Raw genomic sequence first — 24,949 nt, 5'->3', positions numbered from 1 at the left:
TGGTCCCACCATCCTGCGCCCTGGGGGGCCGGAGCCCACATCCGGGGTAGGTGGGACGATGCCCGACCGGGTCACCGATCGAGTGTCATTGCATACTTTGTGACGATTTGCCCGCCTACGGTGTCGGCATGGTCACACGGACTGCGCTGTCGGGTATCGCGGGTCTCACGTCGCTGGCCCTCGTGGGGCAGGGCGGGGCGATCACTCCGCTCGAATGGGGCGCCGGCCCCCTGACGGTGTCCGCACTCCCCCGCATCGTCCACACCGCCCACCGCGGCGGCGCCCGGGAGGTGCCGGAGAACAGCATGTCGGGCCTCATGGCCGCGTACGAGCGCGGTACGGCCGAGGTGCTCGACCTGGACACCCGGATGCTGCGCGACGGGACGATGGTGGTCATGCACGACGCGACCCTGAACCGCACGACCTTCATGGGCGGCCCGGTGGACGCGCTCGACCGGCGGGACTGGGAGGGGGTCCGGTTGCGCCCCGGGGACGGGCTGCCGGGGAGCTGGCGCTCCGAGCGGCCGCCGACGCTCGCCGAGGTGCTGGACCGTTTCGGCGGTCGGGTGGTGCTGATGCTGGAGGCCAAGGACCCGCGGAGCCTGTCGGCCCTCGCCGCGATGATCAGGTCACGCGGCCTGACCCGCTCGGTGCTGGTCAACTCCAACCACCCGGCGGTGGCGTGGCGGGCCCACCGCATGGGCCTGGTCTCGCAGTTGTGGCGGTCCGCACGGCAGATGCGTACGGACCGGCCCGAGCGGTGGCGGTCGTTCGTGGACGTCCTGGACGTGGACCACAAGGCCCGCGACCGCGATCTCGTACGGGCGGTCAGGTCCGGCATCCCCCGTGTGTGGGCGCACACCGTGGTGACCCCGGCACAGCGCGACCGCGCCCTCGCGCTCGGCTGCGACGGGATCATCACGGACGCGCCGGGCCGGCTGGCACGGGCGGCGGACCGGCGGGCGGGGGGTCGGCAGGCTGGGAGTCAGCGAGGGGCGAGGCCGTAGAGGGCGTACTCGACGAGCTTGTCCGTGTACTCGTACGTGATGGGGCCCGTGTACTGGAGCCAGCGCTGGGCGAGTGGCGAGACGAAGAGTTCCAGGGCGATGCGCGGGTCGACGTCGGTGCGCACGGCGCCTTGGTCCTGTGCGGCGCGCAAGCGCTTCACATACAGCTGGAGCTGCGGTTCGAGGAGCTTGCCGACGAACTCCCGGCCGACCTGTTCGTTGACGACACCCTCGGCGGCCAGTGCCCGCGACGGGGCCTCGAACCTGGGATCGAGCAGCTCGTCGACCGTGGCCCTCAGCACCAGCTTGAGGTCGGCCTCCAGGTCGCCGGTGTCGGGGATCTCGTACGTCGCCTGCTCCCCGATGACCTCCGGTCGGGCGGCCGTCTCCGCCGCCTGGGCGCTCAGATCGATGAACGCCTCCAGCAGGACGTCGGCCTTCGACGACCACCACCGGTAGATCGTCTGCTTGCCGACTCCCGCGCGGGCGGCGATGCCCTCGATGGTGGTCTTGGGGTAACCGACCTCGGTCACGAGGGCGAGGGCGGCGTCGTAGATCGCCCGGCGGGACTTCTCGCTGCGGCGGCTGGAGTCGGGGGCGGGCTTCTGCGGGGGCTGGGCGGACGTGTGAGCCATACGCCCAATTTACCAGGCAGACAAGACGCTCCGTCTCGCCGGGCGATGGTTCTCGCCCCCGCCGCCCCTACCCATTCCCGTCCCTTTTCGGGGGCCAGCCCCCGAACCCCCGCTCCTCAAACGCCGGAGGGGCTAACTATTAGCCCGTCCGGCGTTTGAGGACGAGGCCGTTCAGGCCGACAAGGGGGGTCTGGGGGCGCAGCCCCCAGGGACGGGACGGGTAGGGGCGGCGGGGGCGAAAGACAACCCGTTCGGCTCCCGACGAGAGGCCCGCTCGCGGCGCACCATGGGCACCAACTGCCCCCGCGGTACCCGCGGTCCACGTAAGGAGCCCTCCTTGCACCTTCCCCGCCGCGCCACACCCCGGCGCTACCTGATGTGCTCACCCGCACACTTCGAGGTCACGTACTCCATCAACCCCTGGATGGACCCCGCCAAGCCGGTCGACGTCCCCCTCGCCGTCGCCCAGTGGGAAGACCTCCGCGACCGCTACCGCACCCTCGGCCACACCGTCGAGGAACTCACCCCCCGCCGCGGCCTGCCGGACATGGTGTTCGCGGCGAACGGCGCGACGGTGGTCGACGGCCGGGTCCTGGGCGCCCGCTTCGCCTTCCGCGAGCGGGAGCAGGAGGCCGAGGCGCACCTGGACTGGTTCCGCACGAACGGCTTCGACCGCGTCCACGAACCGGTCCACATCAACGAGGGCGAGGGCGACTTCGCCGTCACCGCCTCGTACGTGCTCGCCGGACGCGGCTTCCGGGCCAGCCCCCTCTCGCACGGCGAGGCGCAGGAGTTCTTCGGGCGGCCGGTGATCGGGCTCGACCTGGTCGACCCCCGCTACTACCACCTGGACACCGCCCTCGCCGTACTCGACGACGCGACGGACCAGGTCATGTACCACCCGCCGGCCTTCTCCCCCGGCAGCCGCGAGGTGCTGCGCCGGCTCTTCCCGGACGCGCTCCTCGCGGGCGACGACGACGCGGCCGCGCTCGGCCTGAACGCCGTCTCCGACGGTCTGCACGTGCTGCTTCCGCAGTCCGCGACCGGCCTCTTCGACCCGCTCAGGGAACGCGGGTACGAGCCGATCGGCATGGACCTCAGCGAACTACTCAAGGGCGGCGGCAGCGTGAAGTGCTGCACGCAGGAGCTACGCGTCTGAGCTCTCGCCCTCACCCTCGGCCGGGGGCGGCCAGGCGTCGCCCCAGTCCGCGTCGCGGGCCGCCTTGTAGAGGAGGCCGTGGCGCTTCGTCACGGTCGAGCGGCGCAGTTGCTCCTCGGTCTCGCACAGGTCGAGGAGCACCTGCCCCTTGCGGATCTGCGGTCGCCGTACGACCCGGGAGGGGGCCGGGGTCACCGGGAAACGGGTGGCGGCGACATAGCTGAACTTCTCGTCCTCGTACGCCAGTGAGCCGCCCTTCACCTGCCGGTGCAGCGAGGAACGGCTGACCCGGGCCGAGAAGTGGCACCAGTCCTCGCCGGGGACGATCGGGCAGGCGGCGCTGTGCGGGCAGGGCGCGGCGATGTGGAATCCGACGCCGATGAGTCGGTCGCGGGCCTCGATGACTCGGAGGTAGCCGTCCGGTGTGCCGGGTTCGATGATCACGACGGCCTGGGCGGCGGTGGCGGCGGCGTCCACGACTTCGGTGCGGGCCTGTTCGGTGAGCTCGCCGAGGACGTACGACACCGTGACGAGATCAGTGCTCTCGATGGTGAGCGCCGCTCCGATACGAGAGCGGTGCCACTCGGCGGACTTCAACAGCGGGTTCCGCGAGGCAAGTTCACGGCCGAGGGCGAGTGCGGGTTCGGCCCAGTCGAGCACGGTCACCGGCCGCTCCTCGGGCCAGGTGGCGTTCACGGCCCAGGTCGCCGCGCCCGTTCCACCGCCCACGTCCACGTGGCGGCCCGGCGTCCACTCGGGCACGACGTCCGCGAAGGCGTCCAGCGCGGCGCGTACGGCCTCGAAGGTCGCGGGCATCCGGTACGCGGCGTACGCGGCCACGTCCGCGCGGTCGCGCAGGATCGGGGCGTCGGTCGGGGTGGTCCCCCGGTAGTTCACGATCAGCCGCTCGACGGCCTGCGCGGCCGCTTTCGTCGGCAGCCCGTCGAGCAGCCCCGCGAGGGCCACGCGCAGGGTCTCAGCTGGGGAAACAGGGGCGGTCACGGGGGAATTCTACGAGGGCCGCCGGAGTGGGTCGGGTGAGCGGTGCTCACTGACGAGAGCACCGCTCACAACATGCTCGGCACCGGCAGCCGGAAGCACCGCTCGCACACCAGAGCATCGCTCACAAACCGGAGCAGTGCCGACATTCGAGAGCACCGCTCACAAACCAGCGCACCGCTCACGCCCCCCGCACCGCCCGTGCCAGTCGTGTCGCCGCTGACGCCCGGGGGTCGCTGTCCGGGGGTCGGCGGCGCGGATGGACCGTGTTCGCCAGGAGCACCAGGAACGTGTCCGTCGACGGGTCGAGCACCAGCGACGTACCCGTGAAGCCCGTGTGGCCCGCGGCGCCGTGACCTGCGAGTTCGCCCATGAACCAGGGCTGGTCGAGGGCGAAGCCGAGGCCGGGCGGGGAGAGGAGGAGTTCGACGTAGTCGGGGCCGAGGATGCGGGCGGTGCCGTACGAGCCGCCCGCCAGCAATGTGCGGCAGAAGACCGCCAGGTCGCCCGCCGTCGAGAAGAGGCCCGCGTGGCCCGCGATTCCGCCGAGCGCCCAGGCGTTCTCGTCGTGGACCTCGCCCCGCAGCATCCCCCGGTCGGCCTTGGCCCACGGCAGCCGCTGGTCCTCGGTGGCGGCCGCGCCCGGGCAGGGTCCGAACGCGGTGGCCGTCATCCCGAGCGGCCGGGTGATGCCGTCCCGGACGAGGACGTTCAGCCGGCGCCGGGTGATCCGTTCGAGGACGTGCTGGAGGAGCAGCATGTTGAGGTCCGAGTAGGCGTACGCGCCGCCGGGTGCGGTCAGCGGCTCCTCGGCGCGCAGCAGGGCGAGCCGCGCCCTGTCGTCCCGGCAGTCGTACAGCGGAAGTTCGGGACGCAGCCCGGAGGTGTGGGTGAGCAGGTGCCGCACGGTGATGCCGTACTCGGCGGCCGCGGTGAAGTCCGGAAGGTACGCCCCGACCCGCGCGTCGATGCCGAGCGTGCCGCGCTCCAGCTGCTGCACGGCGGCCACGCTCGTGAAGAGCTTCGTGAGGGAGGCCAGGTCGAAGACGGTGTCCGCGGTCATCGGGACGCGGGCCTCGCGGGGCAGCTCGACGCCCGTGTCGGTGACGTCGTCGTACGCGGAGTACCGCACCGCCCACCCCGCCGCCTCCTCGACGGCGATGACGGGCCCGCGGCCGGCGACCAGTACGGCGCCCGCGGCCCAGGGCCGGTCCCCGTCGGTGAGCCGACGGAACTCCCGTACGAGACGGTCGAGTTCATCGGGATCCAGCCCGGCACGTTCCGGTGTGCCGGGGCGCAGTCTCGGTGCGCTCAGCTGTCCGCTCCCTTCAGGTCCGCCTGTCTCCGCCAGGGACGGCACAGTCCCACGAAGCAGCCGACGGCGACCAGTGAACACGCCAACTGGACGACGGCCATCGGGACCGCGGTGTGTTCCCCGGCGATGCCCACGAGGGGTGTGGCGAGCGCGCCGACGAGGAAGGAGGAGGTGCCGAGCAGCGCGGACGCGGTGCCCGCGGCGTGCCGGGTGCGCATGAGGGCGAGCGCGTTGGTGTTGGGCATGCACAGCGTCATCGCGGACATGAGGACGAAGAGGCCGACGGCGATCGGGACGAGGCCCACCTCGCCGAAGACGCCGCTCGCCATCAGCAGCAGCGCGGCCGAGGCGGTCGTGATGATCGCGAGGCCGACGGAGAGGACCTTGTCGAGGCTGACCCGGCCGACGAGGATCTTGCCGTTGATCTGGCCGACGGCCACGAGGCCGATGGAGTTGACGCCGAAGAGGATGCTGTAGGTCTGCGGGGAGGCGCCGTAGATTTCCTGGATCACGAACGGCGATGCGGATATGTACGCGAAGAGCGCCGCGAAGGCGAAGCCGCCCGTGAGCATGTAGCCGGTGAAGACGCGGTCGGCGAGCAGGCCGCGCATGGTGCGCAGCGCTTCGACGGTGCCGCCGCTGTGGCGGTGCTCGGGCGCGAGGGTCTCGGGCAGCATCCGCCAGACGACGACGGTCAGCACGATCCCGATGACGGTCAGGATGTAGAAGACGCCCCGCCAGTCGGTGATCCGCAGCACCTGTCCGCCGATGAGCGGCGCGATGATCGGCGCGACCCCGGAGATCAGCATGAGCGTGGAGAAGAAGCGGGCCATGTCGACGCCGTCGTAGAGGTCGCGTACGACGGCCCGTGCGATCACGATCCCGGCGGCGCCCGCGAGGCCCTGGAGCAGCCGGAAGGTGACGAGGAGTTCGATGGTGGGGGCGAACGCGCACACGGCGGTGGCGACGATGTAGACGAGCAGTCCGACGATCAGTGGCCGTCTGCGCCCCCACTTGTCGCTCATCGGGCCGACGACCAGCTGCCCGAGCGCCATGCCGGCGAGGCACGCGGTGAGGGTCAGCTGGACGGTGGCGGCGGACGCGTGGAGCGCGTCGGTGACCTCCGGGAGCGCCGGGAGGTACATGTCCATGGACAGCGGCGGTACGGCGGTGAGGCCGCCGAGGACGAGGGTGACCAGGAGTCCCACGGAGCGGCGGGCCTCCGGTGGCGGTACCGGTGCCGCCGCGGCGGCGGCCGCGGTCTCCTCGGTGACCGCGTCGGTGACGGCCCCGCCCGGTATGTGCCCCTCCGTGCCGTCCTGGTCCCGCGTGGTGCGGCCACGCTCGGACATGTGCCCCTCCCTGTTTGTGGAATACGCGACCTATGCTCTCAGCTCGTACAGGTGGTCGAGACCATCGCGTTCGAGTCGTCGGCGACGTTCGGTCGTCGGCCATCGGGTGATCGTGCTCACGGAGCGAGGGGTTGGGATGTCGGGAGAACGTGTGCGGTGGGGCGTGCTGGCGACCGGTGGGATCGCCGGGGCGTTCACGGCGGATCTGATCGATCTGCCGGACGCCGAGGTGGTCGCGGTGGCGTCGCGCACCGAGGAGTCGGCGAAGGCGTTCGCGGAGCGGTTCGGGATACCCCGGGCGTACGGCGACTGGGAGAGCCTCGCGGCGGACGAGGACGTGGATGTCGTGTACGTCGCGACTCCGCACTCGGCGCACCGGGCGGCGGCCGGGCTCTGTCTCGAGGCGGGCCGGAACGTGCTGTGCGAGAAGGCGTTCACGCTGAACGCGCGCGAGGCGGAGGAGCTGGTCGGCCTCGCGAAGGAGCGCGGGAGCTTCCTGATGGAGGCCATGTGGATGTACTGCAACCCGCTGATCCGGCAGCTGAAGGCGCTGGTCGACGAGGGGGCGATCGGCGAGGTCCGCACGGTGCAGGCCGACTTCGGCCTTTCGGGGCCTTTCCCTCCCACCCACCGGCTGCGCGATCCGGCGCAGGGCGGCGGCGCGCTGCTCGACCTGGGCGTCTATCCGGTGTCGTTCGCGCACCTGCTGCTCGGGGAGCCCTCGGAGGTGATGGCGAGAGCGGTGCTCTCCGACGAGAGCGTCGATCTCCAGACGGGAATGCTGCTCTCCTGGGAGAGCGGCGCTCTCGCTTCGTTGCACTGCTCTCTGGTGGGCGGCACGTCCACCTCCGCCTCGGTCACCGGATCCGAGGGCCGTATCGACATCCCGTCCGGCTTCTTCCACGCCGACCGCTTCGTACTGCACCGCGACGGCCGCGACCCGCAGGAGTTCACCGCGAGCGCGGCCGACGGAACCCAGGCCAGCCTCAAGCACGAGGCGGTCGAGGCAATGCGCTGCCTCCGCGCCGGCGAGACCGAGTCCCCCTTGGTCCCCCTCGACGGCACGCTGGCGGTCATGCGAACGCTCGACGCGGTACGGGACCGCGTCGGCGTCACATATCCGGGCGAGGTTTCCGGCTGAGGGGGCGCCCGGGCTTTTGGCTTTCAGGGGCGCGGGGCCGTGTCATTTGCGGCTCCGCCGCGGGGCGCGACCAGCCACGACCGGCCCGCGGCCGACGAACCACCCGCAGTCCCCCACCCCTCCCGCCGTAACCGCTACGCCGGCTTCAGCCCCTGATCCCCCACCTCGGTGACGAATGACGCGGCGGTCGTGATCGCGGCCCCGGGCGTGGTCACGGCAGCCACCGTCTTGAAGTCGACCCGGGCCGACTCCCGCCCGAGGCGGACCGTCGAATACCCCCGATGCCCGTTGTAGTGCTTCATGTGCGGGTTGGCGGCAAGGTAACCCGCCCAGTTGGCGGGCCGGGCGGCCCCGTTCTGTCCACTGCTGATCGACGTGGCGACTATCTCGGTGCCCAGCGTCCGCGACCCCGGATCGGCGAAGTCCTGCTTGATGTCGAAGGCGTACGACACATGGACGTCGCCGGTGAGCACCATCAGGTTCTCCACACCGGCCGCCTCGGCGCCCGCCAGGAGCCGCCTGCGGGAGGCGGGGTAGCCGTCCCATGCGTCCATGCTGAGGGTGGTGTTGCCGGCCGTGGCATGGTTGCGGCGGGCGAAGACGACCTGCTGCGGTACGACGTTCCACAGCGCGTTCGACCGCTTCCAGCCGTCGATCAGCCAGCGCTCCTGGGCGAGCCCCGGCAGGGTCTGCGACTCCGCGTCCGACTCGGGGGTGGGCGTCTTCCAGCCGTCGCCGTTCGCCTGGTCGGTGCGGTACTGCCGGGTGTCGAGGATGTCGAACTGCGCGAGCCGACCCCAGTTCAGACGGCGGTAGAGCCGCATGTCGGCGCCCTCGGGCCGCTGCGGGTGGCGCAGCGGCAGGTTCTCCCAGTACGAGCGGTACGCGGCGGCGCGGCGCAGCAGGAACTCCTCCGGCGGTACGTCGTTCTCGGGGATGTCGTCCGCGTAGTTGTTCTCGGTCTCGTGGTCGTCCCAGGTGACGACGAAGGGGTGCACGGCGTGTACGGCCTGCAGGTCGGGGTCGGTCTTGTAGAGGGCGTACCGCAGCCGGTAGTCCTCCAGGGTGATCGTCTCCCGGTTGAAGACGTCGGGCAGCACGCGGTCGGTGTAGTTGCGCACGCCGCCGACCGAGCTGACCGCGTACTCGTACAGGTAGTCGCCGACGTGGAAGACGACGTCGACGTCGTCCTCGGCGAGATGGCCGAACGGGGTGAAGTACCCGTCGTGGTACGCCTGGCAGGAGACCACGCCCAGCGTCAGTTCGGAGACGTCCGAGCGGGACGAGGGCGCGGTGCGGGTACGGGCGGTCTCGCTGACCCAACTGCCCACGCGGAAGCGGTAGTAGAAGACGCGGTCGGAGTCGAGGTGGCCGACCTCGACGTGTACGGAGTGGTGGAACTCGGGGTGTGCGACGGCCGCGCCGCGTCTGACGATGTGTCTGAAGCGCTCGTCGCGGGCCAACTCCCAGCGCACTATGACGCGTTGCGACGGGAGACCGGAGTCGGCCTGGAACGGGCTGGGCGCGAGCCGGGTCCACAGCACCACGGAGGTGGGCAGCGGGTCACCGGAGGCGACGCCGAGCGTGAAGGGGTTGTCGGTGATCTTCGCCGCGTCGAGTTCCGCGGCACCCGCCACACCCGCGGTCGGCAGGTTGGTGGCGAAGGCGAGCGCGGCTGCCGCGCCGGTGACGGTGAGGAAACGGCGGCGTCCGAGGTGACGGGCGGCGGCGCGGAGTTCGGGGGCGTGCTGCGACTGTTGCTGGTGGCCTGCGAGTGTCATCTGGCCTTCCCCTGACTGTTGTTGTACTAGGTATTGGAGTGATCAGATTCGACGCCGGACTGTCACGTACGCACCAGTCAGATGTCGGACAGATGAGATTCGTGTGGCGGAAGATCGCCTGTCCTCACGTACGCTGCTGGGCCATGAACGCCAAGGGAACGAAGATCGCGGTCGTGACGGGAGCGGGCTCGGGGATCGGCCGGGCCGTGGCCGTGGAGCTGCTGCGCACCGGCTGGTCGGTGGCGCTCGCGGGCCGCCGTGCGGAGCGCCTGGAGGAGACGGCGGCGCTGGCGGAGACGGCACGCGCGGGGCAGCCGGCCGCGGAAGACGGCACGTCCTTGTGTGTGCGCACCGATGTCTCGCGGCCCGACGAGGTGGCCGCGCTGTTCGCCGCCGCGCGGGACCGGTTCGGGCGGCTGGACCTCCTCTTCAACAACGCGGGCACCTTCGGTCCGGGCGGAGTGCCGTTCGAGGAGCTGCCGTACGAGGCCTGGCGTCATGTGGTCGGCACGAACCTCGACGGGGCGTTCCTGTGCGCGCAGGCGGCGTACCGGCAGATGAAGGAGCAGGATCCGCAGGGCGGCCGGATCATCAACAACGGCTCGATCTCGGCGCACACGCCCCGCCCGCAGTCGGCCGCGTACACGGCGACCAAGCACGCGCTGACGGGTCTCACGAAGTCGCTGTCGCTGGACGGGCGGCCGTACCGGATCGCCTGCGGGCAGATCGACATCGGCAACGCGGCGACGGACATGACCGAGCGGATGCAGACGGGGGCGCTGCAGGCGAACGGGGAGGTGGCGCCCGAGCCGGTGATGGATGTGGCGGACGTGGCTCGTACGGTGCGGCACATGGCGGAGTTGCCGCTTGAGGCGAATGTGCAGTTCGCGACGGTTCTCGCTACCGCGATGCCGTATGTGGGGCGGGGGTAGGCTGCCGCCGGCCGTGGGAAGGGTGCGGGTCGTACGTGGCTGGTCGCGCAGTTCCCCGCACCCCTGACGGGGCACCGCCCTACGAGTCAATCTGCACAAACGGAGGGGATACCTCCGCAGTATCTCGGCCGGTTACAGGCCTATGCTCGACACTCCTCCACCAGAACTTCACATTTGGAGCACAGGACTTCCGTGCCACACCTCTGGGGGGAGGCGGCAGCCGTTCCGGCGGCTCGGGTGGGGGGATTCCGCGTGGGACCGCGGGATTGCGACCCGGGCCGCGGAACGGCTGCCCATCAATCCGGGCGGGAGCCCGTGCGTCCGCCGTCAGCGGCCCAGGGCGTCGTCGATCTCGGTCAACTGCCCTGCGGTGAGCGGGCCTTGGGCGAGTGCGCCCGCGTTCTCCTCCGCCTGTGCGACCGAGCGGAAGCCTGGGATGGGCACGGTGAGCGGGCTGCGGGCCCACAGCCAGGCGAGGGCGCCCTGGGCGAGCGTACGGCCGCCGCTGGTGAGGACGGACCGGAGGGCGTCGACGCGCGCGAGCCACTCGGGGTCGGCGCCGCCGCCGTCGTTGAAGCCCGGGAGCCAGGCGGGCGGCCTGCTGCGGATGTCGCCCGCTTCGAGCGACTGGCCCGGCCCGCGCCTGCCGGTCAGCAACCCCATCGCCAGCGGACTGCGGTTGATGCTCGCGAGCCCCGACTCCTCGCAGAGCGCCAGCATTTCGGGTGCGTCCTGGAGGACGTTGAGGCGGTGCTGCACGGCCGCGCAGTGCTCGCCCTCGGCGAAGACCGCGGCCCGCTCCGGGTCGTCGGTGCTCCAGGCGTACGCGCGGACGAGTCCCTCGCGCACGAACTCCTCGCAGGCGTCCCGGAGTTGGGCGGCGCGCTCCGGGTCGGCGTCGGAGATGTGGAGCTGGTAGAGGTCGATGTGGTCGGTGTCCAGCCGTCGCAGTGAGGCGGTGAGCGCGCGTCGGGCGTACTCCGGTGAGTCGTCGCTGCCCACGGCGAGCCGGCGCTCCTCGTCGATGACGTTGCCCCACTTGGTCGCGACGACGACGTCGGCCCGCCGCTTGCCGAGCGCCCGCGCGAGGACACGCTCGCTGTGCCCGGTGCCGTACGCGTCCGCCGTGTCGAAGAAGGTGACGCCGAGGTCGAGGGCGCGGCGGACCGCCCGTACGGACTCGTCGTCGTCGACCTTGCCCCAGCCCAGGGGCTGTCCGTCGGGTCTCGCCCACTCGCCGCCGATGGCCCAGCAGCCGAAACCGAGGGCGCTCACCTCGATACCGCTGCGCCCCAGAGTCCTGCGCCCGTCGTCGCTCCGTGTGCTTCCGCTGCTCTCCATGCCCATGAACGCTAGGAGTTGGAGTGCGCGCGAGGGCAAGACCGCGGGGGCGGGACTGCGAGAGCAAGACCGCGACGGCAGGACTGCGACGGCGAAATCGCGGCGGTCGCTACGCCTGGCCGGTCTCGAAGCGGGAGATCCTGCCGCCGCCGTCGACGGTGAAGCTCCACCGCGTCCGCATCTCGCCCCAGGCGTCGTTGCTGTAGCGGGCGAGGAGGGCGAGGCCGCCGTCCGACTCGTTGTCGACCTCCATATGGCCGTGGGAGTCGAAGATCTCCCGCTCGGTCCACTCGTCGAGGTCGCGGTCCGAGCCGTCGTCGGACATCGTCGCGTCGGGCGTGAGGACGGCCCGGAAGGCGTCCCGGTCATGGGCGTTCACGGCGCTGACGAAGTCCCGGACGGCCGGGTTGCTCAGCTTGGCTACCTGAATCGTCATGGACGTCAGACTCACACCGCCCGGCCGCCCCCGCCACCCGAACGGCGGCGCGGGCCAGGACCCGGGCGACTGTTCGGTGCGACGGTGGGCAGGCGGCGTACGAGACAAAAGGGGCCGTTCGCGTGAGAACGGCCGCCTGGGACACCGGCTGGGACATCCGAGGAGTGAAGAGAACCGTGACCTCTTTCGACCGACGCGACCTGGGACTGCTGCTGCTCCGCCTCGGCACGGGCGGGGTGCTCGCGGCGCACGGGACGCAGAAGCTCTTCGGCTGGTTCGGCGGGGGCGGGCTCTCCGGCACCGGCCAGTTCATGGAGTCCGTGGGGTACGCGCCCGGCAGGGCGAGCGCGGCCGCGGCGGGCCTGGCGGAGGCGGGCGGCGGCACACTCCTCGCGCTCGGCCTCGCGACTCCGGCGGCCGGTGCGGCCGCGGCCGGGGCGATGGCGGGCGCGTCGGCGGTGCACGCCCCGAACGGCTTCTTCAACCAGAGCGGCGGCTACGAGCACGCCGCGTCCCTGGGTCTCGCGGCCGCGGGCCTCGCCGTCACGGGCCCCGGCCGGCTCTCCCTGGACCACGCCCTCGGCCACGCGGTCGACCGCAGCTGGATGGTGCCGGTCGCCCTGGCGGGGACGGCTGCCGCGACGCTGGCCGTGGTGGGGCTCCGCAACAAGCGGCTGCGGAGCGAAAAGGAGGGCGAGCAGGGGGAGTTGTTCGGCGAGGACAGCATGTCCTACAGCGCCTAGGACAACCTGGGACCACTTGAGACCACTTCGGACACGGTCGGTGACCGGCACCCGCCCCGGTGCGGCCGGGCTCGTGACAGGCTGATCGTCATGAGCGACGACGATCTCTGGGAGTCCATCGACCGCATCCAGGACCGGCTGGAGAGCACGCAGCCGGCCCGCCCGCCCCAAGAGGCCCTGCTCCTGCGGATGTTGAAGCTCTCGGAGGAGGTCGGCGAGGTCGCCGAGGCGGTGATCGGCGCCACCGGGCAGAACCCGCGCAAGGGCGTGTCCCACACCTGGGACGACGTCCAGTCGGAGCTGTGCGACGTGATCATCACGGCCGCGGTGGCCCTGCGGACACTGACGCCGGAGACTCGCGAGGTGTTCGCCACGCACCTTGCCCGCGTGAGGGACCGCTCGCTGGAGCCGTAGCGCTCCGCGCGGGAAACGTCGCAGCGAACCTGCGGGTCCTTCGTGGCTGGTCGCGCAGTTCCCCGCGCCCCTATTGGGGCGCTCGGCCGGTTTGCCAGGCCCAGGCGGCGATCTCCACTCGGTTCCGGGCGGAGAGCTTGAGCTGGACGCTGGTGAGGTGGGTCTTCACGGTCGAGAGGGAGACGAAGAGGGACGCGGCGATCTCGGCGTTGGTGTGGCCGAGGGCGACCAGGCGTACGACGTCCAACTCACGTTCGGTCAGGGGCTCTTGGGGCTCCAGTGGTACGGAAGCCACGGCCGGGGCGGGCGTCCGGGCGGCGGTGACGTGCTTGAGGAGGCGGACGGTGACCGACGGGGACACCAGCGAGTCGCCGACCGCCGCGGCGCGGACGGCCTCGGCGAGCAGCGTCGGCCCGGAGTCCTTGAGCAGGAAGCCGCAGGCACCGCCGTTCAGGGCGCCGTAGACGTACTCGTCGAGGTCGAAGGTGGTCACCACCACGACCCGCATCGGGTCGGCGACATCCGGTCCGGCCAGCATCCGGGTGGCCTCCAGCCCGTCCAGCTTCGGCATCCGGATGTCCAGCAGACACACGTCGGGCCGCAACCGCCGGGCCAGCGCCACGGCCTCCTCCCCGTCGCAGGCCTCGGCCACCACCGTGATGTCCGGCTGCGCGTCGAGAAAGAAACGGAATCCCGTACGGACCATGTCCTGGTCGTCGGCAATCAGGACACGGATCGGAGCACGGTCACGGTCACGGTCGTTCATGGGCGCATCTTGCCTGAGGTAGGAGAGGAGGCGCGCCCCTTAAGGGGCGCGGGGAACTGCGCAGTCTTTCAGGGGCGCGGGGCTGTGACATGTGCGCTCAGCCGCGGGGCGCGACCAGCCCCACCGGCCCGCAGCCGAACCACGCCCCTGGTCGCTCCCCCAACCGATGCGGGCCCACCCCTCAATCCGGCTGCTGAGCCGGATCGACGGTGACGGCCCGCAACAGCGGCCGACTGGCCCCGATCGCCGCGAACATCGCCCCCGCTCCAAGCACCACACACCCGGCCAGTTGCAGCGCACCCGACGTGTTGATCGTGGTGCCCCCCGCCTTGTTCAGCTGCATCGCGCCGTAGACACCGCACCCCGTCATGGTCCCGGCGAGGAGGACCAGCGGGACCACCGTCTCCCGGACCCGGGCCCGGTCCAGCACCCGCAGCGGCGTGCCGGCCAGCCGCAGCCTGCCGTACACCCGGCGGCGGTCCAGGACGTTCGCGGCGGCCGTGAGACCGGCGGAGGCGGTGGCGACGAGGAAGCTCAAGGCCATGGTCGCCAGGCTGAGGCTCCGCAGCTCGCCGGTGGCGAGGTCGTCGACGGCGGTGAAGTCCTTGTCGGTGTGGGCCGGTGTCACGGGGTTCAGCGGTGCCAGCACGGTCACGGCGGTGTCGAGCCGAGCGGGGCCGCCGGAGATCCGGGCCGTGAAGCCCGTCTTGCCCAGCAGCGGCGACTCGTCGGCCCTGTCGCCCGTACGGACCTGCACGGTGGCGGGCACCCCGGCCTCCTTCAGCAGCTCGCGGGCCCGGTCGGCGGTCTCCCGTACGGTGCCGGACGTGTGGGTTCCGGCCGTCGCTGCCACGGCGACCTGGTGCGGGTAGGTGAATCCGCCGAAGTTCAGTTGTGCCACGGAGAAGAACCCGGCCACGAAGCCCGCCAGGACCAGGCCGCTGACGGTGCGCCAGGCGCCGCGCGGGTCGTCGCTGAGCCGGCGGGCGGCCAGCAGGGTGGCGGGACGGCGGGCGAAACGGCCCATGATCCTGCCGAGCCGGTCCACGGCCCAGGGACCGACGATCCAGAACGCCCCGTAGAAGAGGATCATCAGCGCGACGACCTGGGGAGTCCTGAGGCCGCCGCCCCGGGCCGTGGTGACGACGTAGAACACGAGGCCGACGAACAGGGCCAGGCGGATCATGCGGGTGCGCCGCGGGTCGGACTGCTGGGCGACGCCCAGCGGTGAACGGACCACCTCGCGCAGCGCACTCACCGCGCTGAGCGCGGTCAGCAGGGCCACCCCGGCGACGACCGCGAGCAGGGCGGGCACCCCGACCCACAGGTCACCGGCGAACCAGGTGCCCATGCCGTACGGGAGGCGGGCCAGGGCGGGCAACAGCGCGCCGTACGCGAGGGCACCGGCGGCCGCTCCCGCCGCGCCGACGGCCGCCGCCTCGGCGCCGGTCATCGCGAGGATCTGCCGGGGCGTGGCGCCGGCCAACCGCAGTGCGGCGAGCCGCTGTTCGCGCCGGGCGGCGCCGAGCCGCCCGGCGGCGGTGGCCAGCACGATCACCGGCACGACGAGCAGGCCGACGCCCAGCAGCATGACGTCCTTGTCCTGTGCGGTGAACGCGTTCGGGGTGGTGCCGGAGAAGTCGGAGACGACGGCCCGGTCGGTCAGACCGGCGTACAGGGTCGCCTCGCCCGCGGCGTTGGACACCGCGGGGTCGGAGGGGGCACGGCCGATCACCGCGAGGAGTTCGTCGGGAGCGGCCAGTCCGGGGTCACCGACCGCCCCGTACGCCGAGGGCTTGGGGAACCGGTCGGCGAGCTGGTTCGCGGGCAGCTTGTGCGTCAGCTCGGCGAGGGCGGGCGAGAGGTAGACCTGCCCCGGCTTCGGGAAGGCGGCCACGCCCGGTGGGGCAGGCGTGGCCTTGTGGCCGGGCAGCTGGGCGAGGCTGACGACGGTGACCGGTTCGCCGCGTACGAAGGTGGTGGCCAGGGCCTGGATGGCGGTGCCGTGTCTGTCGGGGTGGGGTGTGCGCCAGTCGGTGCGGTCCGCGCGGGCGCCGGCACCCAGCCAGGCCGCGGCCAGCGCCAGCAGTACCAGGGCGCTGACCGCGGCGGCGCCGGCGGCCAGGAGGTGGGACTGCAGGCCGCGGCGGCCTGAGCGGCGGGCGAGGTGCCAGGTCAGTGGCAGAAGGGAGGGCATGGAGGGCTCCGAACGTACGGGGCGGGGCGTTGGGCGATGGCTGCGGGTCGGGGGGCTGGTCGCGCAGTTCCCCGCGCCCCTGAAAGAGGCGCTCGGGTCGGCGCGGATCAGAACGTGAGCCCGCCTCGAACGGCCCACACGGACCGAAAGGTGGGCGCGCTCCGTCAGAGCGTCACCGTGTACTGACTGTGGCCGTGCACGCGGCCGTCGCGGACCTGGAGGATGCGGTCGCAGTGGGCGGCGACTTCGGCGTCGTGGGTGACCATGACCAGGGAGGCGCCCTGTTCGCGAGTGACGAAGGTGAGCAGCCGGACGACCTCCTCGCCGGTGGACTGGTCCAGCGCGCCGGTCGGTTCGTCGGCGAAGACCACGTCCGGTTCGGCCACCAGCGCGCGGGCGATCGCCACTCGTTGGGCCTGCCCGCCGGACAGCTGCCCGGGGCGGCGCTGTTCCAGACCGTCCAGGCCGAGCGGGGCGAACCAGCGGCGGGCCCGTGCGACGGCCTGCTTGCGGGGTACGCCCTCCAGCATCAGCGGCAGGGCGATGTTCTCCTCGGCCGGCAGTTCGGGCAGCAGCTGGCCGGACTGGAAGACGAAGCCGAAGCGTCCGCGCCGCAGCGCGCTGAGCCGGTTCTCGCCCCAGTGGTCGATACGTTCGCCGCGCAGCAGGACCTGCCCGCTGTCAGGGCGGATGATCCCGGCGAGGGTGTGCAGGAGCGTGGACTTGCCGGACCCGGAGGGGCCCATGATGGCCAGCGACTCGCGCTCGCCGACCTCGACGTCGACGCCGGCGAGTGCCGTGGCGGACGCGTACTTCTTGACCAGGCCGAGCCCGGACAGGACGGTGCCCATGATCGTGTGCCGTTCCTTCTTGGTGGTTCGCGGTGGGGGTGCGCGTCTCGGCGCACTGTCCCGGTGGTTCGCGGTGGGGGTGCGCGTCTCGGCGCACTGTCCCGGTGGTTCGCGGTGGGGTGCGCGTCTCAGCGCTGTCCCGGTGGGACGTGGGTCTCAGCGCTCGAACTTCCAGGTGATCGACGTTTCACCGGCCTTGACGACGCTCACCGGGATCTCCACCCGCTTGCCGTCCGCCTCCGCCGTGCATGTGAGGGAGGCGCCGGCCACCGCCTTCAGCCCACTCGGGCAGGACACGGGCCCGATGTCCCGGCCGATCCAGGGCAGCGGCCGGTACTTGGACTGGATGCGGCCCCCGAGGATCTGGGCGCTGAGGGCCTTGTGGCCGTCCACCGTCACGGTGGAGTAGCTGTCCAGCTCCGTGGTCGACTGCGTGCCGCTGACCGCGTAGGTCACTCCCGCACCGCCACCGACGAGTGCGACGGCCGTGCCGCCGATGACGATCAAGTGCTTGCGCTGCATGGCGTTCTCCTGAGGTCGAGGTGTTCGATGTGCCTCGACTCTCGCCGCCCGACGGCACCGCGCGCCTCGGCCGAACGGCCACTGTCCACGGGTCCGTTCGCGCCCCGGTCAGCCGATCGGCCGATCCCCCGACCTCGGCCGCTCCGTACGCTCGGCGAGGTGAACCTCAAGCATCCGGTCGACGATCCCGCCGCGCCCCGCGCCCGCAGACAGAGCTGTCTGCGGGCGGCCGGCATCACCGTGCTGGTCCTGCTGTCCTTCACGGATCTGGTGATCACGGCCAACGACGGCGGCGTCCTCTGGCCGTTGTTCGTGGTGCTGCCGCTCGGTCTCGCGGCCCTGCTCTGGCCCGCCGCGCGTCAGCCCGCCTGGCTCACCCCTCAGCTGCGTACCGGCGTACCCGCGGGCGTCTCCCTGGTGATCACGGCCGTGGCCGCCCCGACCGGCCGGATGGAGGGGTTCGGGCCCGGGGAGAGCGCGATCCTGCTCTGCCTGTTGCTGGTCGCCGTCCGCGGCTGCCCGCCGCGCTGGGTGGTCGCGTGCTCCGTACTGGACGGTGTGGCCGTCGTCGTGCTGCCGCTGCGTGTGATCCGCGGCTCCCTCCGGGACGACAGCACGGCGGGCATGACCGGGGCCGTCCTGGTGCTCGTGCTGCTGGTCGCCGTCATGGCCGGGCTCGGCGGCTATCTGCGGGTTCTGGATCACCGGCGCGGTGTCGCGGTCACCGAGACCCGCCGCTCCGAACGTCTCGCCATGGCGGCCGATCTGCACGACTTCGTCGCGCACCACGTCACCGGCATCCTGGTCCAGACGCAGATGGCCCGCATGATGGCCGTCACCGAACCCGAGAACCTGGACCCGGTCCTGGCGGGCATCCAGAACGCCGCCACCGAGGCGCTCTCCTCGATGCGCCGCACGGTCGGCATCCTGCGCGAGGGCCCGCAGGACCTGACCGGTCCGGGGCCCGCCGACCGGCACCCGGCTGCCGACCTGTCGTCGCTCGCGGACCTGGTCGGGGACTTCGGCGGCTTCGTCGGCCCGAAGGCCGTGCTGCACCGCGATCCCTCGGTGCCCGCGGACCTGCCGCACGAGGTGCAGGCCGCCGCGCACCGCGTGGTCCAGGAGGCCCTGACGAACGTACGCCGTCACGCGGCCGACGCCACCGAGGTCACCGTCGGCCTGACATACGAGCACGGCACGCTGCGGGTGCTGGTGCGCGACGACGGGCGCGGTGGCACGCAGATGCCGCATGCCGCCCGTGGCGGCGGCTTCGGCATCGTCGGCCTCACCGAACGCGTCACCGCCCTCGGCGGCGAACTCCGCACCGGCCCGCGCCCGGACACCGGCTGGGAGGTCATCGCCCTGCTCCCCACAGAGGGGACGGGCACGAGGCGACTCGCCCTCTGAACCGACTCTTCCTCCGAGGCGGCCCGCGCTCAAGCTCCGAGGAAGCTCCCCGTGGGCGTCAGCCCGGCGGCAGGCAGTGGTCGTCCGGTGCGAGGCTCTGCCAGATACGACGGCCGATGTCGCTCAGCTGCCTCTGCTGGGCCTTGGTCAGCGGTTCGAAGACGTAGCGGCTCACAGCCTCCGCGTGCCCGGGGGCGGTCGCGACAACCTTGTCCCGGCCCGCGTCCGTGAGAATGGCGAGGGTGTAGCGGCCGTCGGCGGGATCGGGCGTACGGCGCACCCAGTCGCTCTTCTCCAGCCGCTTGACCAGGTGGGAGAGGCGGGACAGCGAGGTGCCCGTGCAGCCGGCGACCTCGCTCATCCGCATCGTGCGCTCCGGGGCCTCGGAGAGCATCGCCATCACCTGGTACTCGACGTGGCTGACCCCGGCGTCGCGCTGCAGCTGCGCGTCGAGCGCGCCCGGCAGCCTGACCAGCACGCCGGCCAGCGCGTGCCAGGCCTCCTTCTCGCCGTCGGTCAGCCGGCAAGGCTCCTGCGGGGTCTCCATGGCCGCCACTTTAACGTGACGGTTCAAGTGATCGGCCCGCTCCGCAAGCCCCGTCCCAGCCCCTGCCCGCGTCGTCCACGCGGGCGTACGGACCGACGCCGGCGTACGTGAAATCGCCTACGCGGACGTACGCGTGAAGCTGAGCGTCGCCGTGACGGTGGTCAGGCCGCGGAGCATGCCCATCTGGTTCCAGCCCATGCCGAACTGCGACCGGTCCACGGTGAACTCCGCGGTGAGCGTGACCGCGGAGGCGGTCGCGCCGGTGACGCGGGCGGTGACGGTCTGCGGGCGGCTGATGCCACGGGCGGTCAGCTGACCGGATATCTCGACGGTGTCGTCCTGGCGGACCGTGGCGTTGCGGACGGCGAAGACGAGGGAGGGGTGCCGCTCGACATCGAAGAAGTCGGCGCCGTGCAGGTGCTCGTCGCGCTTGCGGTTCTTGGTGTCCAGGGACGCGGCGTCCAGGGTGATCGTGCCGCGGGCGGTGCCGTCGGGCTGGACCTCGCCCTCGCCGGTGACGCCGCCGAAGGCGCCCTTCACGGTGACCATGCCCCACATCGTCTTGTGCTTGATGGCGACGGTGGTGCGGGCGGGGTCGAGCTGCCACAGGCCGGTTTCTACGGCGACGGTCATGGGACTTCTCCTGACGGTTTCGAACGACGGACTCAGTAATCCAAATTTGGATGACCCTACGCTAGCCGATTATCCAAAATTGAACAACGGGTAGACTTGGGCACTATGGCCGACTCTTCCGCCCCCGCCGACCAGCCCGGACGCGAGCCGACGGGCGGCGAGGGGCTGCCGACGGACGACGCCGGGCTGCTGCCGGCCGAGCTGCGGGCCTGGATGCGTCTGCTGGCCGCGGCCGGGGCGATCGAGCAGTCGCTGCGTTCACGCGTCAAGGACGCCATGGGGATCTCGCACGACGAGTTCCTGGTGCTGTGCCTGCTGGCCGACCAGCCCGGCTCCAGCCTGCGGATGACCCGGATCGCGGAGCTGCTGGGGCGCCCGAAGACGCGGCTGACCTATCAGGTCGCCTGTCTGCAGCACGCAGGGCTGATCAGCAAGAACTCGGCGTGCGGCGACCGGCGCGGCATCGAGGTGACGCTCACGGACAAGGCCCGCCGCCTGCTGAGCGAGTCCTCGCGCCCCCTGGCCGACGCCGTCTCCGAGGCCATCGCCCGGACGGCCTGCGCCCATCGGTACGCGCAACTGCACGACCTGCTCCCGGCACCGACGGCCCCGGACGCCGAGGGGCACACCGCCGAGAAGCCGGGGTAGCGGCGCACCGAAGGCGCCACGAACCGGTGAAGGGCTGTGGCCGCGAGGGGACGTCCCCTCGCGGCCACAGCCCTTCACCTCATGACGTACGTACCGTCAGAAGCCGGGGAACACCCGGCGCAGGTCGTCCAGAGTCAGGCCGTCCCCGGTGAGGGTCACGCCCTTGGGCGTGTTCGCGGGCAAGTGGCGGCCCGTGACGAGCCGGAGCCACCACTCGGCAGGTGTGCTGAGCACCGCGTCGGGCTCGGCCGGTTCGTCGGTGAGCGCGACCGCGTCACCCAGGTCCAGTCCGAACGACCGCTCGGGGGACGTGGTGCGGACGGCGACGCGGACGTGCCGGCCACCGAGGGCGTCCGCCTTGCCGACGAAGCCTATGAGCATGCCGACCTGGTCGAGGAGCGGCTCGGTCGCCGCCCGCGCCAGGCCAACGGTCCGGTCGAAGGCGACCTCCACGTCCCAGGAGTGGTTGGCGAACTCGCTGAGCCGCAGACCCGCGGCGGTGGCGACGTCCACGGGTGCGGGCAGGAAGCCGAGGTCGATCCGCAGGTCCTGGCGCGTCTGCGCGTCGAGGTCCTCGTAGGCGCGCACCAGTGCCTCGTTGGAGGCGACGAACCCCTCGGCGTGCTCGGCCGGGGACATCGCGTCCCAGCGGGCCCACACGGACTTGTTGAAGTCCATGTCCTTGGGCCCGGCGCCGCTCAGCGCACCCTCAAGGACGGCCAGGCCTATCTCCGCACCGCTGCCGAGGTGACTGAGCACCTGGGAGACGGTCCACTCCGATGCCCCGGAGGGCCGGTCGAGGTCGGCGGCCGCGAGGCCGTGCACGACGGTGGTGAGGTAGTCGTGTCCGCTGCGCAGAGCGTCGATGATCTGGTCGGCACGTTCGGTCATGTGCTTCAACTCCGAGGAGAATGGGGGTGTATTGGCGGCCCGGTTCGGGCCCCACTCCGCACGGGCCGGCCCGATGCATCTTCGACTTGCCGCATCTTTAACTTGAACCTTCAAGCTGGACCGTAAGCCATCCCACTTGAACCGTCAACCGACATCGGGCCTCGCGGGCGCCCGCTGGAAGAGCCGCAGCGGGACGGCCGCGGCCAGCGTCCGGTAGCCCTCCGGGTTGAGGTGCAGCCAGTCCCCGTCGTGCAGGGTGGACAGCAGCCGGCGCGGGTCCTGCGGGTCGCGGACGGCACGGTCGAAGTCGATGACCGCGTCGAACGTCCCACTCGTACGGATCCAGGAGTTGACCGCCTGCCGGGCCGACTCACGGTGCCCGGCCGGGTCGTCGTACATGGTGTTGCCGCCGAACGGCGTCAGCGTGGCCCCGTACACCCGGATGCCCTGCGCGTGCGCGCGGACCACGATCTGCTCGTACGCGGCGATCAGTTCGGCGGTGACGCCCCGCTGGGCTTCCGGGGTGGCCGCGGCGGTGCCGATGTCGTTGACCCCCTCGAAGACGATCAGCCAGGAGACTCCGCTGCGGGACAGGATGTCGCGGTCGAGGCGGGCGAGGACGTTGGGGCCGAGCCCGTCGTTGAGGACGCGGTTGCCGCCGGCGGCCTGGTTGAGGACCGCCACGTCGTCGGTCGCGGCCCGGGCGTGCAGCCGGTCCAGGAACCGGTCCGGCCAGCGGTTGTTCCCGTTGGTGGTGGAACCCCGGCCGTCGGTCAGGGAGTCACCCAGGACGGCGACGGCCGCCGTGCCGCGCCCGGAGAGCACCTCGACGTCGCTGAGCAGATACCAGTGGTTGACGGGGGTCGCCTCCGGGAGGTCCAAGTCCCTTGTGTGGTCGGCCTTCTGGAGGTACGAGGTGGTGCGCGACCCCGGGTGCGAGGTGAGCGCGAGGGAGGGCTGGCCCTCGGCGAGGTAGGCGGTCACGGTCAGGTTGGAGCCCGGCCGGAGGCCGAAGTCCAGTGCGTCCGAGACGACTTGGGCCCCGGCGGGCACGGTCGCGGAGCCGCGCCCGCCGAAGGTCACCCGCCGCAGGGTGCCGGGCTCGATCGCGGCGACGCCGGCCCGTCCGTCGAGCGGGAGCGCCACGGTCACCGCCGTGAGCGGCAGCGCGGTGTCGCCGAAGGCGTTGGAGAACCGCAGCCGCACACGCTCACCCCCGGTCGAGACACGCACGGTCTGCCGCAGGGTCGTGTCGGTCAGGACGGCACGTTCCTCGGTGAACGGCGGGGGCGGCATGTTGCCCGGCTCGGTGAGCTGCGGCATCGCGGTCCAGGTGTTGACCCAGTGCCGGGCGGCGGACGACGACGTCGGGCGGCCGGTGTCCCCTTCCGTGGCCCGGGCCCCCTCGACCAGGGCCACCAGGGCGGAGGAGGTCACGACGAGGGCGAGGATGAGGACGAGGGGGGTGAGCAGACGGGCGATCAGGCGGGCGAACGGGGCTCTTCTTCGCGTGGACGGCTTCGCGGGCACGGTGAACTCCTCCGGAGCGGCGGACGGGGTTCCTGGCGGCCGGGGACGCACCTCCGGCCGCCAGGACATGACGGGACGTGACGGGACGTCACAGAGCTACTGGCGGACCGTCACGGGGGACTACTGATGGGCCGTCACGGGTACTGCTGACGGGCCGTCACGAGTACTGCTGACGGGCCGTCAAGCAACCGTGCACGTCGTCCCATTGAGGGTGAAGGCGGTCGGAGTCGCGCTGTTGCCGCCGTGATTCGCCTGATAGCCGATGTCGACGCTCCCGTTCGGCGCGATCGTGCCGTTGTACGTGGCGTTGGTGGCGGTCACCGCCCCGCTCGCCGGGGCGTACGTGGCGCCCCAGCCGTTGGTGATGGTCTGCCCGGACGGCAGGGTGAAGGCCAGCCTCCAGCCCTCGATGCGGGCGGTGCCGGTGTTGGTGATCGTCACGGAGCCGGTCAGTCCCGTACTCCAGGCGTTGGTCGTGACGGTCACCTTGCAGGCGCCTGGCTGGGGTTGGGGCCCGGGGTCCGAGCTGTCCAGGCCGAAGAACGTGAGCACCCGGGCCGCCATGCCGTACGCGTACAGGTTGTGGCCGACGCCCTGGAGGCTGATGGCCTCGACGGGAGCCCGGTCACCGGTGGAGCCGTACCGGGTGCGGGTCCAGCCGGACTGGGGCGAGTCCGTGGCGGCCGGAGTCTGACTCACACCCAGCACATTGGTCCACTGCTTGATCTCCTCCCCGAAGTTGGGGTAGCGCAGGACGTCGTCCTCGGTGCCGTGCCACACCTGCATCCGCGGCCGGGGACCGGTGTAGCCCGGGTAGGCGGTGCGGACGAGGTTGCCCCACTCCTGCGGGGTGTGGATCACGGTGCCGCCGGAGCACGCGCTGTTCCACTCGGAGCCGTCGGTGGTGGCGAAGCAGCCGAACGGCACACCCGAGAACGCGGCGCCGGCCGCGAACACGTCGGGGTAGTCGCCGAGCAGGACGTTCGTCATCATCGCGCCGGAGGAGATGCCCGTGGCGAAGATCCGGCCGGTGTCCGCGGAGTACGTCCGCGTCACCCAGTCGACCATCGACTTGATGCCGACGGGATCGCTGCCGCCGCCCCGCCTCAGCGCCTGCGGCGAGGAGACGTCGAAGCACTTGCTGGCGCGGGTGACCGACGGGTAGACGACGATGAATCCGTAGCGGTCGGCGAGCGAGGCGTACTCGGTTCCGGAGTACATCGCCGGGCCGGATCCCGTGCAGTAGTGGACGGCCACCACGATCGCGGGGTTCGCGGTGACGCTGTCCGGCACGTACAGGTACATCTGCAGGTTGCTGGGGTTGGTGCCGAAGTTGGTGACCTCGGTGAGTGCGGCGGTGGGCGCCGCGGCTGGGGCGGCGTTCGGTGCCGCGGCGGGGGCGCCCGCGCGGGCCGGCGCCCCGGACGTGGTCGGCTCCGCGCCGGCCGAGGCCCCGGGTGCGCCGAGAAGCAGGGTCGCGAGCAGGGACACGAGCGCTCCGAAGAGCACTGCGAGCCCCGAACGCGACCGTCTCCTCACGGTGTTGCTGCTGCCAGTGGCGGACATGTCCGTCCCTTCCGGATCGCGGCTCGTGGGGAGGACGCGATGGAGTGATGGCGTGATGGAGCGACACCATGCGACGGGGCCGGTCGCATGGCATGGTCATGACTGTCGTGGAAGCGCTCCCACAGCGGGAGACCGA

Annotated in this window: 24 protein-coding genes; 8 read left to right on the top strand and 16 right to left on the bottom strand. The window is 71.7% G+C overall.

Features of this window, described 5'->3' with window-relative positions:
- The first annotated feature begins 128 nt into the window (after positions 1-128).
- Entirely contained in the window at positions 129-1,007 is an 879-nt protein-coding gene (locus OG718_RS37690) for a glycerophosphodiester phosphodiesterase (protein ID WP_328846320.1), read from the top strand.
- Here OG718_RS37690 and OG718_RS37685 read toward each other — a convergent pair.
- Positions 986-1,642 (bottom strand): TetR/AcrR family transcriptional regulator, encoded by a 657-nt coding sequence (locus tag OG718_RS37685; protein WP_328846319.1) that lies wholly within the window; start codon positions 1,640-1,642, stop codon positions 986-988. The two genes, OG718_RS37690 and OG718_RS37685, sit on opposite strands and share 22 nt — an antisense overlap.
- 286 nt (positions 1,643-1,928) lie before the next feature.
- On the opposite strand from OG718_RS37685, the gene ddaH reads away from it, so the two are divergent.
- Positions 1,929-2,801 (top strand): dimethylargininase, encoded by an 873-nt coding sequence (gene ddaH / locus OG718_RS37680; protein ID WP_143631332.1) that lies wholly within the window; start codon positions 1,929-1,931, stop codon positions 2,799-2,801.
- Here the strand turns inward: ddaH and OG718_RS37675 are convergent.
- From OG718_RS37675 to OG718_RS37665, 3 genes are all read right to left on the bottom strand, one after another.
- Entirely contained in the window at positions 2,790-3,803 is a 1,014-nt protein-coding gene (locus OG718_RS37675; RefSeq protein ID WP_328846318.1) for a small ribosomal subunit Rsm22 family protein, read from the bottom strand. The two genes, ddaH and OG718_RS37675, sit on opposite strands and share 12 nt — an antisense overlap.
- Before the next feature lie 178 nt (positions 3,804-3,981).
- On the bottom strand, positions 3,982-5,160 hold the full coding sequence (locus OG718_RS37670; RefSeq protein ID WP_328846317.1) for a serine hydrolase domain-containing protein: 1,179 nt from the start codon (positions 5,158-5,160) through the stop codon (positions 3,982-3,984).
- Positions 5,112-6,467, bottom strand: coding sequence for a Bcr/CflA family multidrug efflux MFS transporter (locus tag OG718_RS37665; RefSeq protein WP_306940385.1), 1,356 nt, complete (start codon positions 6,465-6,467; stop codon positions 5,112-5,114). Before OG718_RS37665 ends, OG718_RS37670 begins: the two co-directional genes overlap by 49 nt.
- Positions 6,468-6,603: 136 nt before the next feature.
- On the opposite strand from OG718_RS37665, the gene OG718_RS37660 reads away from it, so the two are divergent.
- On the top strand, positions 6,604-7,608 hold the full coding sequence (locus tag OG718_RS37660) for a Gfo/Idh/MocA family protein (protein ID WP_143631342.1): 1,005 nt from the start codon (positions 6,604-6,606) through the stop codon (positions 7,606-7,608).
- 134 nt (positions 7,609-7,742) lie between these two features.
- Here the strand turns inward: OG718_RS37660 and OG718_RS37655 are convergent, their stop codons facing one another.
- Entirely contained in the window at positions 7,743-9,389 is a 1,647-nt protein-coding gene (locus OG718_RS37655) for an alkaline phosphatase D family protein (RefSeq protein WP_143631344.1), read from the bottom strand.
- 143 nt (positions 9,390-9,532) lie between these two features.
- Here OG718_RS37655 and OG718_RS37650 point away from each other — a divergent pair, with 143 nt between their 5' ends.
- Positions 9,533-10,321 (top strand): SDR family oxidoreductase, encoded by a 789-nt coding sequence (locus OG718_RS37650; protein ID WP_328846316.1) that lies wholly within the window; start codon positions 9,533-9,535, stop codon positions 10,319-10,321.
- A 327-nt stretch (positions 10,322-10,648) separates the two neighbouring features.
- On the opposite strand, the gene OG718_RS37645 is transcribed toward OG718_RS37650, so the two are convergent.
- A complete protein-coding gene (locus OG718_RS37645; RefSeq protein WP_328846315.1) occupies positions 10,649-11,662 on the bottom strand; it encodes an aldo/keto reductase in 1,014 nt (337 codons plus the stop codon).
- A 109-nt stretch (positions 11,663-11,771) separates the two neighbouring features.
- A complete protein-coding gene (locus OG718_RS37640; protein ID WP_055615677.1) occupies positions 11,772-12,098 on the bottom strand; it encodes a hypothetical protein in 327 nt (108 codons plus the stop codon).
- Positions 12,099-12,274: 176 nt separating this feature from the next.
- Here OG718_RS37640 and OG718_RS37635 point away from each other — a divergent pair, with 176 nt between their 5' ends.
- Positions 12,275-12,841, top strand: coding sequence for a DoxX family membrane protein (locus OG718_RS37635; protein ID WP_143631352.1), 567 nt, complete (start codon positions 12,275-12,277; stop codon positions 12,839-12,841).
- Positions 12,842-12,931: 90 nt separating this feature from the next.
- Complete coding sequence (locus OG718_RS37630; protein ID WP_143631355.1) at positions 12,932-13,255, top strand: MazG-like family protein; 324 nt, start codon at positions 12,932-12,934, stop codon at positions 13,253-13,255.
- Positions 13,256-13,325: 70 nt separating this feature from the next.
- On the opposite strand, the gene OG718_RS37625 is transcribed toward OG718_RS37630, so the two are convergent.
- From OG718_RS37625 to OG718_RS37610, 4 genes are all read right to left on the bottom strand, one after another.
- Positions 13,326-14,021: a response regulator gene (locus OG718_RS37625; protein ID WP_306940379.1), complete on the bottom strand. Its 696-nt coding sequence runs from the start codon at positions 14,019-14,021 to the stop codon at positions 13,326-13,328.
- Positions 14,022-14,202: 181 nt separating this feature from the next.
- On the bottom strand, positions 14,203-16,218 hold the full coding sequence (locus OG718_RS37620) for an FtsX-like permease family protein (RefSeq protein WP_328846314.1): 2,016 nt from the start codon (positions 16,216-16,218) through the stop codon (positions 14,203-14,205).
- Positions 16,219-16,382: 164 nt separating this feature from the next.
- Positions 16,383-17,069, bottom strand: a complete 687-nt coding sequence (locus OG718_RS37615) for an ABC transporter ATP-binding protein (protein WP_328846313.1) — start codon at positions 17,067-17,069, stop codon at positions 16,383-16,385.
- Positions 17,070-17,225: 156 nt separating this feature from the next.
- Positions 17,226-17,591 (bottom strand): DUF4333 domain-containing protein, encoded by a 366-nt coding sequence (locus tag OG718_RS37610; RefSeq protein WP_328846312.1) that lies wholly within the window; start codon positions 17,589-17,591, stop codon positions 17,226-17,228.
- A 159-nt stretch (positions 17,592-17,750) separates the two neighbouring features.
- Here OG718_RS37610 and OG718_RS37605 point away from each other — a divergent pair, with 159 nt between their 5' ends.
- Positions 17,751-18,998 (top strand): sensor histidine kinase, encoded by a 1,248-nt coding sequence (locus OG718_RS37605; protein ID WP_328846311.1) that lies wholly within the window; start codon positions 17,751-17,753, stop codon positions 18,996-18,998.
- Between the two features lie 58 nt (positions 18,999-19,056).
- Here the strand turns inward: OG718_RS37605 and OG718_RS37600 are convergent, their stop codons facing one another.
- Together OG718_RS37600 and OG718_RS37595 are read right to left on the bottom strand one after the other, a co-directional pair.
- Positions 19,057-19,545 carry a MarR family winged helix-turn-helix transcriptional regulator gene (locus tag OG718_RS37600; protein ID WP_143631374.1) on the bottom strand — a complete coding sequence of 163 codons (489 nt, stop codon included), beginning with the start codon at positions 19,543-19,545 and terminating at the stop codon, positions 19,057-19,059.
- A gap of 117 nt (positions 19,546-19,662) precedes the next feature.
- A complete protein-coding gene (locus OG718_RS37595; RefSeq protein ID WP_143631378.1) occupies positions 19,663-20,178 on the bottom strand; it encodes a YceI family protein in 516 nt (171 codons plus the stop codon).
- 105 nt (positions 20,179-20,283) lie between these two features.
- On the opposite strand from OG718_RS37595, the gene OG718_RS37590 reads away from it, so the two are divergent.
- Positions 20,284-20,826 (top strand): MarR family winged helix-turn-helix transcriptional regulator, encoded by a 543-nt coding sequence (locus OG718_RS37590; RefSeq protein WP_143631380.1) that lies wholly within the window; start codon positions 20,284-20,286, stop codon positions 20,824-20,826.
- A 96-nt stretch (positions 20,827-20,922) separates the two neighbouring features.
- Here the strand turns inward: OG718_RS37590 and OG718_RS37585 are convergent, their stop codons facing one another.
- The 3 genes from OG718_RS37585 to OG718_RS37575 all read right to left on the bottom strand — a co-directional run bounded on the left by OG718_RS37585 (position 20,923) and on the right by OG718_RS37575 (position 24,813).
- Positions 20,923-21,717: a maleylpyruvate isomerase family mycothiol-dependent enzyme gene (locus OG718_RS37585; RefSeq protein WP_143631382.1), complete on the bottom strand. Its 795-nt coding sequence runs from the start codon at positions 21,715-21,717 to the stop codon at positions 20,923-20,925.
- A gap of 144 nt (positions 21,718-21,861) precedes the next feature.
- Entirely contained in the window at positions 21,862-23,190 is a 1,329-nt protein-coding gene (locus OG718_RS37580) for an SGNH/GDSL hydrolase family protein (protein ID WP_328847901.1), read from the bottom strand.
- Between the two features lie 237 nt (positions 23,191-23,427).
- Positions 23,428-24,813 (bottom strand): extracellular catalytic domain type 1 short-chain-length polyhydroxyalkanoate depolymerase, encoded by a 1,386-nt coding sequence (locus tag OG718_RS37575; protein ID WP_328846310.1) that lies wholly within the window; start codon positions 24,811-24,813, stop codon positions 23,428-23,430.
- Positions 24,814-24,949: the final 136 nt, after the last annotated feature.

It is taken from the genome of Streptomyces sp. NBC_00258, from assembly GCF_036182465.1.
Taxonomy (GTDB): Bacteria; Actinomycetota; Actinomycetes; order Streptomycetales; family Streptomycetaceae; genus Streptomyces.
This window is presented reverse-complemented; position numbering and strand designations above follow the sequence as displayed.